Source organism: Aeromonas sp. 1805 (assembly GCF_013085525.1).
GTDB classification, from domain to species: domain Bacteria; phylum Pseudomonadota; class Gammaproteobacteria; order Enterobacterales; family Aeromonadaceae; genus Aeromonas; species Aeromonas hydrophila.
In genome coordinates this window covers 3570174-3583456 of sequence record NZ_CP038515.1, presented here as the reverse complement: position 1 = coordinate 3583456, position 13283 = coordinate 3570174, and the positions used below count along the sequence as shown (strand labels likewise).

Here is a 13283-nt window from a genome sequence, read left to right as displayed (position 1 = left end):
AAGTCACTATACCTGTTTAAGAAAACTCGATGAGTTCAGCATGAACCCGAAAAACCACTGGATGACCGGCTTGAACTCGGGCACCAGCTTGGACGCCGTCCACCAGTCGCTCTGGGAGAGGTTGGTGAAGGTATCCATGAAAAAAAGCAGGGCACTGACGATCAGTACCCCGCGAATAGCGCCAAAACAGATGCCAAGCACCCGATCGGTGCCGGACAGCCCCGTCTTGTCCACCAGCAGCCCCACCACGTAGTTCACCACGCTGCCGAGGATCAGGGTCGCCACGAACAGGGCGGCGATGGCCAGGCCGTTGCGCACCAGCGGGTCGCTGAACGAGGTGAAGTAGATGGCGAGATCCGAATAGAAATGGCTGGCGATGAAGAAGGCGACGAACCAGGTGACAAGGGACATGGCCTCCTTGACGAAGCCACGCACCAGGCTGATGAGAGCAGAGAAACCGACGATGCCGATGATGGCGTAATCAATCCAGACCATAGAAAAAGATGTCCTGCGAAATTGCGGCGCAGTCTAACAAAAACGATTGCGCAATGCTTGATAAAAATGTGTTAACGGTTCAAACAGGCGGCGAACCAGCGCATTCACTGCCCATTGAAACGGTTGACCAACGCCAGAATGCACAACGCCATGGCATGCCATGGCGTTGTCGTCTGCAATGAGCGCTTACCCGATGTGGGTCAGGCCGCCCATGTAGGATTGCAGCGCCGCCGGAATGGCGATGCGGCCGTCTTCCTGCTGGTAGTTCTCGATCACCGCCACCAGGGTGCGACCCACTGCCAGGCCGGAGCCATTCAGGGTGTGCAGCAGCTGCGGCTTGCCATCGATGCGCACACGAGCCTGCATGCGGCGCGCCTGGAAGTCGGTGCAGTTGGAGACGGAGGAGATCTCGCGGTAGGTGTTCTGGGCCGGCAGCCACACTTCCAGATCGTAGGTCTTGGCAGCGCAGAAGCCCATGTCACCAGTGGAGAGCGCCATCACGCGATACGGCAGCTCCAGCAGCTGCAGCACCTTCTCGGCGTGACCCGCCATCTCTTCCAGCGCTTCCCAGGATTTCTCCGGGTGCACCAGCTGGACCATCTCGACCTTGTCGAACTGGTGCATGCGGATGAGGCCACGGGTATCACGACCGTAGGAGCCGGCTTCGGAACGGAAGCAGGGGCTGTGGGCGGTCATCTTGATCGGCAGTTCCTGCTCGTCGAAGATCTCGTCGCGGGCCATGTTGGTGAGCGGCACTTCGGAGGTCGGGATCAGGGAGAACTTGCGTACCTTGCCCTCTTCTTCCCCTTCGCCGTCGATGCCGGTATTGAACAGGTCCTGGGAGAACTTCGGCAGCTGGCCGGTACCGTACAGGCTGTCCGGGTTGACCAGATAGGGCACGTAGCACTCGGTGTAACCGTGCTGCAGGGTGTGCAGGTCCAGCATGAACTGGGCCAGGGCGCGGTGCAGACGGGCAATCTGGCCCTTCATCACCACGAAGCGGGAGCCGGAGAGCTTGACGCCGTTCTTGAAGTCAACGCCCTTGGCCGCTTCACCCAGATCGATGTGATCGCGTACCGGGAAGCTGAACTCGCGCGGGGTGCCCCAGCGGCGCACTTCCACGTTGTCGTTTTCGTCACGACCAACCGGGGTGGTGTCGCTCGGCAGGTTGGGGATGGCGTCCGCGATGACCTTCAGCTCGGCCAGCAGGGCATCCAGCTCGACCTTGCTGGTCTCGAGCTCTTCGTTGATCTTGGTGACCTCGGCCTTGAGCGGGGCAACATCTTCGCCGCGACGGGCAGCCTCACCGATGGATTTGGAGCGGGCGTTGCGCTCGGCCTGCAGCTCCTGGGTACGGGACTGCAGATCCTTGCGTTTCTCTTCCAGAGCATTGACAGCCGCTACGTCCAGAACGTAGCCACGTGTCGCCAGACGAGCGGCAGCTTCGGCGATATCGCTGCGCAGATATTTGGGATCCAGCATGGTTTACCTACTTTTTTAAAATGGGATCTGGGCCTGAGTCATCATGACGGGCTGGAAAACAGATCCGGAAGTTAACATCGGTTGGCGCACCCCTGTCGTCTTTCAGAATCGGGCCTATGGTAAGCAGGCCTTCGAAATCAAGAAGATGGCACCAGGCCAAGACAAGCGGGGTCAGAGGGCCAGTGTATCAGACCGCCCCCCCGCCCGAACAGGGACTATTGCGCCCGTTTTGCCCTGTTTTCCGGGGGATGACGACCTGGATCAAATCGGCTGACCAATTAACGCGCAACCCGGCAAGACAGACCCGGGAGAGGCTCGCTACCAGCCGCCATTGCATCACTATTTGTCCCGTTGCCGCGGGCTCTGCCGATCCAGCTCATGCAGATAGTCGAGCTTCTGGGCTATCTGCTTCTCCAGCCCACGCTCGGTGGGCTGATAGTACTGCTTGCCGGCCAGCTCGGGCGGGAAGTACTGCTCGCCGGCGGCATAGGCACCGGGCTCGTCGTGGGCGTAACGGTACTCGGCGCCATAGCCCAGCTCGCTCATCAGCTTGGTCGGTGCATTGCGCAGGTGCGGCGGCACCTCGAAGTCCGGCAGGTTCTTGGCATCGTGAAGCGCCGCCTTCCAGGCGGTGTAAACCGCATTGCTCTTGGGCGCGCAGGCGAGGTAGACGATGGCCTGGGCAATGGCCCGCTCCCCTTCCGCCGGTCCGATGCGGTGGAAGCAGTCCCAGGCCGAGAGCGCCACCTGCATGGCTCGCGGGTCGGCATTGCCCACGTCCTCGGAGGCAATCGCCAGCAACCGGCGCGCAATATAGAGCGGATCGCAACCGGCGCTCACCATGCGGGCATACCAGTAGAGCGCCGCATCCGGCGCCGAGCCGCGAATGGACTTGTGCACCGCCGAGATGAGGTCGTAGAAGTGATCGCCCCCCTTGTCGAAGCGCGCCACGTGCTCCCCCACCACGGCGGCCAGCAGGGTGCTGTCGATAAGCTTGTGGCCGCTGCCGTCAGGCTCGGCCATGTCGGCCAGCAGCTCCAGGTAGTTGAGGGACTTGCGCCCGTCCCCATCCACCGCTTTGGCCAGCGCCTCCTTCACCCCGGGGGCGAAGGTCAGCGCCGGATCATTGAGCCCGCGAGCGTCCTGCATCGCCTGATCGATCAGGGTGAGGATGTCCTCCTCCTCCAGCCGTTTGAGCAGATAGACCCGGGCCCGGGAGAGCAGCGCGTTGTTCAGTTCGAACGAGGGGTTTTCGGTGGTGGCACCGATGAAGGTGATGGTGCCATCTTCGATGTGAGGCAGGAACACGTCCTGCTGGCTCTTGTTGAAACGGTGCACCTCGTCCACGAACAGGATGGTGCGCACCCCGCGCCAGCTGTTCTCCTTGGCCTTGTCGATGGCGGCGCGGATCTCCTTGATACCGGAGGTGACCGCCGAGAGCCGCTCGACCTCGGCCTGGCAGTAGTGGGCCATCAGCTCGGCCAGCGTGGTCTTGCCGGTGCCGGGAGGCCCCCACAGGATCATGGAGTGGCAGTGGCCGGCCAGGATCGCTTTGCGCAGGGGCTTGTCAGGCCCCAGGATATGTTGTTGACCGATGTACTGCTCGAGGGTTTGCGGCCGCATCCGGGCCGCCAACGGACGAAAGTCCGACGAGAAATCCAGCGACAAGTTGCTCATCTGTATTGACCCACGCATACCGCCATGGAAAAACGGCCCGACGAGACATCCAACAAGAGGTTACTCATCGGTATTGACCCCCAGCGTCACGCCCATCGCCATTGGCAGACGGGCCGACGTGAAATCCAGCGACCGTCTGCTCATCAGCGCTGATCGTCCAGCGCGACCCCCTTGGGGATCTTGAAGACAAATTCGTTGCCCTTGAGCACCGGCTTGCGGTTGAAGTTGCTCAGGGTGAACTCGCTCCACTGGCCCTGGGCCTCTTTCACGTCGAAGCGGCTGATGTTGTTCTGCCTGTCGAAGGTGATGCGGAAGGAGGCGATCAGCTCGTCCTGGTTGCGACTGGTGACGGTGTAGACGTCCCCTTCCTGGGTCACGTCATAGTTCTTCCAGAGACTGTTGTCGTTGCCGGCGATCAGCACGAAGGGGGTGTTGAGCACCGCATCCTTCATCTTGAGGGCGGTCACCTGCTCGACGAAGGGATCATAGACCCAGACATCCTTGCCATCGGCCACGATCAGGCTCTCGTCCGGCGAGGTGGTGTGCCAGTTGAAGCGATTGGGACGCTGCACCAGCAGATCGCCGCCGGCGCGCTGCAGCTCCTTGCCCTTGCTGTCATAAACGGTCTGGGCAAACTTGGCGGAGAAGAGGCTCACCCCCGCCAGCTTCTGCTTGAGATCGCTGGCCGCGTCGGCCCACACCTGGCTGCTGGCAACCAGCAGCACAGTGCCCATCAACAGTTGTTTTTTCATCATGCTTTTCATAACGGCTATCTCGATAAAAGGCCACGCCCGCAAGGGGCATGGCCAGGATGATAGAGGGGTGAGGCTTAGTCCCGTACCGGTGGCGGGGCCAGCACATCGCGCTGACCATTGCCGCCCGGGGCGCTGACGATGCCCTGGTTTTCCATCTGCTCGATGAGACGGGCCGCCCGGTTGTAACCGATCTTGAACTTGCGCTGCACGCTGGAGGTCGAGCCGCGGCGCGACTCCACCACGAAGGCCACCGCCTCGTCGAACAGGGGGTCGAGCTCTTCGTCGTCACCACCGCCATATTCGCCGCTGCCGCCCTCGCCGCCGGATTCACCGGAGAGGATCTCCTCGATGTAGTTCGGCTCGCCGCGCAGTTTCCAGTCCGCCACCACCTTGTGCACCTCGTGGTCATCGACAAAGGCGCCGTGCACCCGGGTCGGGTTGGAGGTACCGGCCGGCATGTAGAGCATGTCGCCCATGCCGAGCAGGGATTCGGCACCGCCCTGATCGATGATGGTACGGGAGTCGATCTTGCTCGACACCTGGAACGAGATACGGGTCGGGATGTTGGCCTTGATGAGACCGGTAATGACATCCACCGACGGCCGCTGGGTCGCCAGGATCAAGTGAATACCGGCCGCCCGCGCCTTCTGGGCGATACGGGCGATCAGCTCCTCCACCTTCTTGCCGACGATCATCATCATGTCGGCAAACTCGTCCACCACCACCACGATGTGGGGCAGTTTTTCCAGCTCAGGCGGCATCTGATCCATGGAGTCGCCCGGACGCCACAGCGGATCCAGCAGGGGTTCGCCCTCCTCGATGGCCGCCAGCACCTTGTCGTTGTAGCCCTTGAGGTTGCGCACCCCGACCGCCGACATCAGCTTGTAGCGACGCTCCATCTCGCCCACGCACCAGCGCAGGGCGTTGGCGGCGTCCTTCATGTCGGTCACCACCTCGGTCAGCAGATGGGGGATCCCCTCGTAGACCGACAGCTCCAGCATCTTGGGGTCGATCATGATGAAGCGCAGATCGTCCGGCGTCGACTTGTAGAGCATGGAGATGATCATGGTGTTCACCCCCACCGACTTACCGGAGCCGGTGGTACCGGCCACCAGCAGGTGGGGCATCTTGGCGAGGTTCACCACCACGGGTTCGCCGGCGATGTCCTGACCCAACCCCATGGTGAGCGGGTTGCGGCTGTCGCGGAAGGCGTCACAGTCGAGGGTCTCGCGCAGGTAGACGGTCTGACGCACCCGGTTGGGCAGCTCGATCCCGACGAAAGTCTTGCCCGGGATCACTTCCACCACCCGCACGCTGCTGGCCGACAGAGAGCGGGCCAGATCGCGGGAGAGGTTGGTGATCTTGCTCGCCTTCATGCCAGGCGCCAGATCCAGCTCGAAACGGGTGATGACGGGGCCCGGATAGACGCCCACAACTTTGGCCTGCACGTTGTAGTCGGCCAGTTTCGCCTCCACCAGCCGGCCCATGCGCTCCAGCTCGTCCTTGCTCATCATCTGGGTCTTGGCGGGCGGACGGTCCAGCAGCTCGATACTGGGCAAGGGGGGCAGCCCAGGTTGCAGGCGGCGCTTGGGCTTGCCGGGCGTGGGAGCCGCCGGCGCAGGCGCCTCCTCATCCCCTTCTGCCCAGGGTAGGTCGAGATCATCGTCCTCGTCATCGGCCGTGACCAGGGCAGGCTGACGACGAGCGCCGTTGGTGGCGGCTCGCTTGGCCTTGGCCACCGGGGCCGGCTCGTCATCTTCATCGTCAAACTGCGGGTCGAACTGGAAGGTATCCTCATCAAGCTCGGGCAGCCACTCATCGGACTTGGTCTTCTGGCTCTTGGTTGCGGCTTTTTCCTTGGGACGACGGGTCCAGCTGGAGTGCGGTTCATCTTCTTCGTCATCGAGCTCGATGGTACCCACGCCCCCTTCCAGCAAGGGATCCGGTCCCTCAACGCGAGGCTGGCGCCAGCCACCGGTCAACCAGCGGCCGAGGGTGGTGGGAAAATGGTAAACGGCGCTGACCGAACCGGTGCAGGCGGCGCCGATCCGCTCGACGATGGTCAGCCAGGACCAGCCGGTGAACAGGGTGATGCCGGTGGCCACGAAGCAGAGCAGCATCAGGTTGGCACCGACCCCGCCAAACAGCGGCACCACGGCGGAGGAGATCACGTCCCCCACCAGGCCGCCGGCGGAAAAATTCTGCAGATCATTGAAGTTCATGCTGGCGATGGCGGACATGCCGAGCACGGTCAGCACGAAGCCGACGATGCGCACCGACAGGGTGAGGTAATCCACATCGAGCAGGCGGCTTGGACGCCAGAACAGGCTCCAGCCCAGCAGCACGACCAGGGGAGGAACCAGATAGGAAAACGCCCCGAAGGTAAACATGGTGATGTCGGCGAGCCAGGCCCCCGCGCTACCGGCGAGGTTTTTCACCTCCCCTTGCCAGGAGGTCTGGGACCAACCGGGATCGGCGGGGTGGTAGGACAACAGGGCAAGCAAGAGATAGGCAGCCATCAGAGTGATGGCGATCAAGACGGCTTCGAAGATCCGTTGTGTACCTGATAAAGGAGTAAACAGCTTTTTATCGGCCAAACTCCGGCTCCTTTCTGAAAACATGTAATGCAGGGGGATAAGGGGGCCTAGTATCCCTGAAAAGCCCACCGGTTGTCAGCCAGTGCCTGGCGTGGCGGCCATATTCACAACCGACTCGATAAGAAGAAACGAGCGGACCGGCCGCTCGTTTCTGAATGTCGTGACTTGTCGCAAGGCTGGCAAGCCACAGCATAACCCGACTCAACGGGTGCTGATCACCAGACGACTGCTCTGTTTGACCTCTTCCATCACCACATAGGTGCGAGTGTCGTTGACACCGGGCAGACGCAGCAGGGTTTCCCCCAGCAGACGGCGATAGGCCGACATGTCGCTGACTCGGGTCTTGAGCAGATAGTCGAAATCGCCGGAGACCAGATGGCACTCCTGGATCTCCTCGAGCACCTGAACAGCCTTGTTGAACTGCTCAAACACATCGGGGGCACCGCGATTGAGGGTAATTTCCACGAATACCAGCAGAGACGCGTCCAGATAATGAGGGTTCAGAATGGCGGCATACCCTTCGATATACCCTTGTCGCTCGAGGCGACGAACCCGTTCCAGACACGGTGTAGGACTCAGGCCAACTCGTTTGGACAACTCAACGTTCGAAATTCTGCCATCCTTTTGCAGCTCATTCAGAATGTTGCGGTCAATCCTGTCCAAATCCTTTAGCCGACTCTTAGCTTCCATCATTTATTCCATCCTTTGGCTATTTTTTGGTAAGAATCACCAGTCATTTTATAATTATGGTCACAAATCCTGTCAATACCTGAATATGCAAGGCGCAAATGTTGCCAAACTAGCTTGCAACATAAACCACCAATCGATAGTCGAGGGATAGCATGATTATCGGTGTACCTAAAGAAATAAAAAACCATGAATACCGCGTAGGCATGGCTGTGGCCAGTGTACGTGAACTGACAGCACGAAACCATACTGTTTTCGCCCAAAGCGGCGCAGGAAGCGGCATTGATTCAGGTGGTGCAGATTATCGCGCTGCCACTGTCGCTATTTTGTCCTGCATTGCAGCAATTTTCACCGCGGCCAGCGTATCCATCAGACTCAAAACATAACGCCCCCCCTCCCTGCGTCTTCGTCGCAACTGCCCGGCAATGATTTGGCATTCGCCCTGCAGGATAACGAGAGGCCGCCATCATGAATGTGCCCATCGGGGAGCGGCCAACACGCGCTTCCACCTCGTGTCAGTGCGCAGCCTGATTAGGTGCCCCCATACTCATGAGGCCGCCATGGCCTGAGGCGCTGTGCGACAAAGCACCGGCAGCGAGGGCCACTGCGCCAAAACTTGTCAATCGCGCCTAGATCGCCGCCACACCAGCGGGCAGGATCAGCCTGGCGAGCAGCGCTCGCTGGCAACCACGGCTGCAAACACCCTTCCCCACCTCATCAATAGGAAGGCGTGCCACGTTCGGGAAGCGCCAGCGGATACCAGCTGCGACCTCACACATCACCATGGCGAGAGAGTCGTTGCGCTCCTTATCAATGAGCCCTGGGCTCGGCAGAGGAGCCTTCCGCTACAGAGCGTGTTTTCAGACCTTTCTTACTCCCCTGCCACCCCGCCAGCCGATTGATGCAATCGACTCACTGGCCTTTGACCCCTTATCACGAATTACCTACAATCGCGCAAACTCATCACGTCTCGGAAATCACATCATGAGCCAAGTCACTCATAGCAAACTGCTGATCCTGGGGTCAGGCCCGGCGGGTTACACTGCCGCCGTCTATGCCGCCCGTGCCAACCTCAATCCGCTGCTCATCACTGGCATGCAGCAAGGCGGTCAGCTGACTACCACCACCGAAGTGGAGAACTGGCCCGGTGACCCCGAGGGTCTGACCGGTCCGGCCCTGATGGAGCGCATGAAAGAGCATGCGGAGAAGTTCGACACCCGCATCCTGTTCGATCACATCAATGAAGTGCAGCTGACCCAGCGTCCGTTCCGCCTCAAGGGCGACAACGGCGAATACACCTGTGATGCGCTGATCATCGCCACCGGCGCCTCCGCCAAGTATCTGGGCCTGCCTTCCGAAGAGGCCTTCAAGGGCCGCGGCGTCTCCGCCTGTGCCACCTGTGACGGCTTCTTCTATCGCAATCAGGAAGTGGCCGTGGTCGGCGGCGGCAACACCGCCGTGGAAGAAGCGCTCTATCTGGCCAACATCGCCAAGAAGGTGCACCTCATTCACCGTCGCGACGAGTTCCGCGCCGAGAAGATCCTGATCAAGCGTCTGCACGACAAGGTGGCCAGCGGCAATATCGTGCTGCACACCCACCAAACTCTGGACGAAGTGCTGGGCGACGACATGGGGGTGACCGGCGTGCGTCTGCGCAATACCCAGAACGACACCACCACCGACCTGCCACTGATGGGCGTCTTCATCGCCATCGGTCACCAGCCCAACACCCAGATCTTTGCCGACCAGCTGGATATGCAGAACGGCTATCTGAAGGTGCGTGGCGGCCTCGACGGCTTCGCCACCCAGACCAGCATCGAAGGGGTATTTGCCGCCGGTGACGTGGCTGACCACACCTACCGCCAGGCCATTACCTCGGCCGGTACCGGCTGTATGGCCGCCCTCGATGCCGAGCGCTATCTGGACGCGCAATAAGCACAAGGGATATAAAAGGCATGCCGCGAGGCATGCCTTTTTACTTTAAGGAGCCGGATGAAACAGAAAATATTGATAGTCGAGGACAGTCTGACGATTCGACGGATGCTGATCCAGGCCATTGCCCAGCAAACCGGGCTGGAGATCGATGCATTCGATACCCTGGAGGGTGCCCGTCACTGTCGGGGAGAAGAGTACGTGGTGGCGCTGGTGGATCTGACCCTGCCGGATGCCCCCAGCGGGGAAGCGGTCAAGGTGTTGCTGGAGCGGGGCTTGCCGGTGGTGATCCTCACTGCCGATATCAGCGAGGAGAAGCGTGCAGCCTGGCTGGAGGCTGGGGTGCTGGACTATGTGATGAAGGATTCACGCCACTCCCTGCAATACGCCGTCAGCCTGGTTCATCGCCTCTACCTCAACCAACGCATCGAAGTACTGGTGGTCGATGATTCACGCACCTCCCGCCACCGCACCATGGCCCAGTTGCGCAAGCAGCTGCTGCAGGTGCATGAGGCGAGCCACGCCCGCGAGGCCCTGGCCCAGCTCGAACAAAACCCGGCCATTCGGCTGGTGCTGGTCGACTACTACATGCCAGAAATTGACGGGATCAGCCTGGTGCGCATGCTGCGCGAGCGTTACAGCAAGCAGCAACTCGCCATCATCGGCATCTCGGTGTCGGACAAGCGCGGCCTCTCTGCCCGCTACCTGAAGCAGGGTGCCAACGACTTCCTCAACCAACCGTTCGAACCGGAAGAGCTGCAATGCCGGGTCAGCCACAACTTGGAAGCGCTGGAGCAGTTCAACAGCATCCAGGAGTCGGCCAATCGCGACTACCTGACCGGGCTCTACAACCGGCGCTACTGGTTCAATGAAGGACAGAAATGGTTCGAGGAACACCAGCGTCAGGAGACACCGCTTGCGCTGTGCGTGCTCGATGTGGATCACTTCAAGCAAGTGAACGATCACTGGGGCCATGCCATCGGCGATCAGCTGCTCTGCCACCTCACCCGACTGCTCACCCAGTTCTTCCCCGACGCCATGATCGCCCGTTTTGGTGGTGAGGAGTTTGCCCTGATGGTGCCCCACTGCACCGTGCCGGTGCTGCTCAAACGGTTGGAGGGGCTGCGCCAGCAGATGCGCCAGCAACCGCTGTCCAGGGAGACGCCGCTGTTTGTTCGCGCCAGTTTCGGGGTGATCAAGGTCGGGCGCGGTTCCATGGACGAGGCACTGAGCGAGGCGGATCGCCTGCTCTATCAGGCAAAGAACACCGGCCGTGACAAGATAGTGTCGCAGGACTCATCGGCCTGACGTTACCTCGCCAGATGTTCTCCGTGTAGTACCCGCCCGACAGCTTGCCCAGCCGGCAGCGTGTCGGGTCACTTCTCCCCCCTTGATGACCGCTTGAGCCAGCGCCAGCTTCAATAGGTCTTGTCGACCCGCACACCATCGTCGAAATAGAGGATGCGCACCTTGTCGCCGTTCATGAACACCATGGCCGGATCGTAATCCTGAATGACGTTGACCAGCCCGTTTTGCTCGTTGCGGATAAGCAGCTCCACCAGCTTGTTCTCCACCACGGTGCCGCCCGATTGATACTGCTGCGCCGCGGCCGCCCCCGCCAATGCACCGACCGCAGTAGCGATTTCACGGCCATGACCGCCACCAAACTGGTTGCCAAGCAGACCGCCCAGGACGGCGCCACCCAAGGTTTTCCAGCCGGAGTGTTCTGACTCCAGAATTTCGCGCTGGGTGATGTTGCGCACCGTCTCGACCTGGCCAAACACCACCTGATTCACGGGCCTTGCCGTATTGCGCTCGTAGACCTGCGCCCAGGCGGGCGCAGTGACAAAGCAAAACAAGCTGGATACTATCAGGATAATGGCCTTCATCTATGAACCTCGTTACCTTATGTCTCGCTATCTTACCCAATTGGATGATGAGCTGTGCTGGTTTCCCGACCCCGAGCATGCCCTGGAGGAACCCAACGGCCTGCTGGCGATCGGAGGGGATCTCTCCCCTGCCCGCTTGCTGGCAGCTTACCACAAGGGGATCTTCCCGTGGAATGAACCCCACCAGCCGCTGCTGTGGTGGTCACCGGATCCCAGAGGCGTCATCCGGCCGGAACAGCTGCACATCGGTCGCACCCTGCGCAAATTTATCCGTGGTACCTCATTCGATATTTCCATCGATCGCGCCTTTAATGAGGTTATAGCGGCCTGCGCCGCGCCCCGTCGCAGTGCCAGTGGAACCTGGATTAGCACACCCATGATCGACGCCTATCGACAATTGCACCGCCTTGGCCATGCCCACTCCATCGAGATCTGGCAGGAGGGCCAGTTGCAAGCCGGCCTCTATGGCCTCTCCCTCGGCCGGGTGTTCTGCGGCGAGTCCATGTTCAGCCGTATCGACAACGGCGCCAAACTGGCCATGGTGGCCCTCTGCCGGCACTTCGCCCGCCATGATGGCGCCTTGATCGATTGCCAGATGCAGAACGATTTTTTGGCCACCCTGGGAATAGAAGAGTGGCCGAGACGCCAATTTTTGACGACGTTGTCACAACTGAGCCGACAACCGCTGGCGGCCAATTGCTGGCAAACGGGGAGCATTTTGCTATGACCGAAGAAGTGATCCTCAAGGTAGGACTGACCCCGAAGCACCAATGCAGCTATCTGGGTCATGAGCAGGAGCAACTGCTGGTGTTGATGGATCACAGCCTGCTCAATGCCAGCGGCTACGAACGCCTGCTGACGGCCGGCTTTCGGCGCAGCGGCAACGACATCTATCGTCCCCACTGCCCTGCCTGCAATGCCTGCCAGTCCCTGCGCATCCACAGCGAGCGCTTCGTGCCGAGCCGCAGCCAGAAGCGGATCCGCCAGCTCAATCAGGATATCGAGCTGGTGCTCAGCTACGACGACAAGCCCGAGTACTACCAGCTCTATGAGCGCTACATTCGCGAACGCCATCATGACGGCAGCATGTATCCCCCCAGCCGCACCCAGTACAAGGGCTTCCTGCACTGCGACTGGATGCCGCCCCTCTATCTAGAAATGCGCAAGGATAACCGGTTGATCGGGGTCGCTACCACGGATCTGCTGCCCCATTCCCTCAGCGCCATGTACACCTTTTTCGACCCGGCCCATGCCGATCGTTCCCTCGGTACTTTCGCCATTCTGAGTCAACTGGAACTGGCCAGAAGAACCGGCCGCAGCTGGCTATATCTGGGCTATCTGGTGGAGGAGTGCCGCAAGATGAATTACAAGCGCCAGTATCTGCCCCATGAACGGTTGATACAGGGGGAATGGAAAAATATCGACAGCAAGCCCGAGTAAACTTTACACATAGCCTTAAATCCGGCATGATCCAGCGGATTTTTTGTTGTGGCTTATCAAGAGGATTCAATGGCTAAAGAAGACAGTATTGAGATGCAGGGCACTATTCTCGAAACCCTGCCCAATACCATGTTCCGTGTGGAACTGGAGAATGGTCACGTGGTTATCGCTCATATTTCCGGCAAGATGCGCAAAAACTACATCCGTATCCTGACTGGGGACAAAGTAACGGTAGCTCTGACTCCGTACGATCTCTCCAAGGGACGTATTGTTTTCCGCTCTCGCTAAGCCAGGAATTCAGCAAAAAACCCCAACCTTCCGGTTGGGGT

Annotated in this window: 13 protein-coding genes; 6 read left to right on the top strand and 7 right to left on the bottom strand. The window is 60.2% G+C overall.

The window, feature by feature from the left end:
- Positions 1-6 precede the first annotated feature (6 nt).
- From E5E96_RS16855 to lrp, 6 genes are all read right to left on the bottom strand, one after another.
- Positions 7-495, bottom strand: coding sequence for a CvpA family protein (locus tag E5E96_RS16855; RefSeq protein ID WP_011705745.1), 489 nt, complete (start codon positions 493-495; stop codon positions 7-9).
- A 186-nt stretch (positions 496-681) separates the two neighbouring features.
- Complete coding sequence (gene serS / locus E5E96_RS16850; protein ID WP_011705744.1) at positions 682-1977, bottom strand: serine--tRNA ligase; 1296 nt, start codon at positions 1975-1977, stop codon at positions 682-684.
- Positions 1978-2316: 339 nt separating this feature from the next.
- The gene (locus E5E96_RS16845) at positions 2317-3654 is read right to left on the bottom strand and encodes a replication-associated recombination protein A (RefSeq protein ID WP_026080312.1); all 1338 of its coding nucleotides are present in this window, start codon (positions 3652-3654) and stop codon (positions 2317-2319) included.
- Positions 3655-3797: 143 nt separating this feature from the next.
- The gene (gene lolA, locus E5E96_RS16840) at positions 3798-4406 is read right to left on the bottom strand and encodes an outer membrane lipoprotein chaperone LolA (protein ID WP_011705742.1); all 609 of its coding nucleotides are present in this window, start codon (positions 4404-4406) and stop codon (positions 3798-3800) included.
- A 77-nt stretch (positions 4407-4483) separates the two neighbouring features.
- Positions 4484-7006 carry a DNA translocase FtsK gene (locus E5E96_RS16835; RefSeq protein WP_171282653.1) on the bottom strand — a complete coding sequence of 841 codons (2523 nt, stop codon included), beginning with the start codon at positions 7004-7006 and terminating at the stop codon, positions 4484-4486.
- 201 nt (positions 7007-7207) lie between these two features.
- A complete protein-coding gene (gene lrp, locus E5E96_RS16830) occupies positions 7208-7699 on the bottom strand; it encodes a leucine-responsive transcriptional regulator Lrp (RefSeq protein WP_005300047.1) in 492 nt (163 codons plus the stop codon).
- Positions 7700-7848: 149 nt separating this feature from the next.
- On the opposite strand from lrp, the gene E5E96_RS16825 reads away from it, so the two are divergent.
- The 3 genes from E5E96_RS16825 to E5E96_RS16815 all read left to right on the top strand — a co-directional run bounded on the left by E5E96_RS16825 (position 7849) and on the right by E5E96_RS16815 (position 10933).
- Positions 7849-8079, top strand: coding sequence for an alanine dehydrogenase (locus E5E96_RS16825; protein ID WP_075384527.1), 231 nt, complete (start codon positions 7849-7851; stop codon positions 8077-8079).
- 598 nt (positions 8080-8677) lie between these two features.
- Positions 8678-9628, top strand: a complete 951-nt coding sequence (gene trxB, locus E5E96_RS16820; RefSeq protein WP_017409663.1) for a thioredoxin-disulfide reductase — start codon at positions 8678-8680, stop codon at positions 9626-9628.
- Positions 9629-9685: 57 nt separating this feature from the next.
- A complete protein-coding gene (locus E5E96_RS16815) occupies positions 9686-10933 on the top strand; it encodes a response regulator (RefSeq protein WP_011705738.1) in 1248 nt (415 codons plus the stop codon).
- A 110-nt stretch (positions 10934-11043) separates the two neighbouring features.
- Here the strand turns inward: E5E96_RS16815 and E5E96_RS16810 are convergent, their stop codons facing one another.
- Complete coding sequence (locus E5E96_RS16810; protein WP_171282652.1) at positions 11044-11514, bottom strand: glycine zipper 2TM domain-containing protein; 471 nt, start codon at positions 11512-11514, stop codon at positions 11044-11046.
- Between the two features lie 19 nt (positions 11515-11533).
- Here E5E96_RS16810 and aat point away from each other — a divergent pair, with 19 nt between their 5' ends.
- From aat to infA, 3 genes are all read left to right on the top strand, one after another.
- On the top strand, positions 11534-12241 hold the full coding sequence (gene aat, locus E5E96_RS16805; RefSeq protein ID WP_171282651.1) for a leucyl/phenylalanyl-tRNA--protein transferase: 708 nt from the start codon (positions 11534-11536) through the stop codon (positions 12239-12241).
- Positions 12238-12954, top strand: a complete 717-nt coding sequence (locus tag E5E96_RS16800; RefSeq protein WP_011705735.1) for an arginyltransferase — start codon at positions 12238-12240, stop codon at positions 12952-12954. The genes aat and E5E96_RS16800 overlap by 4 nt, the downstream gene beginning before the upstream one ends.
- A 69-nt stretch (positions 12955-13023) precedes the next feature.
- Complete coding sequence (gene infA / locus E5E96_RS16795) at positions 13024-13242, top strand: translation initiation factor IF-1 (protein WP_005300033.1); 219 nt, start codon at positions 13024-13026, stop codon at positions 13240-13242.
- Positions 13243-13283: the final 41 nt, after the last annotated feature.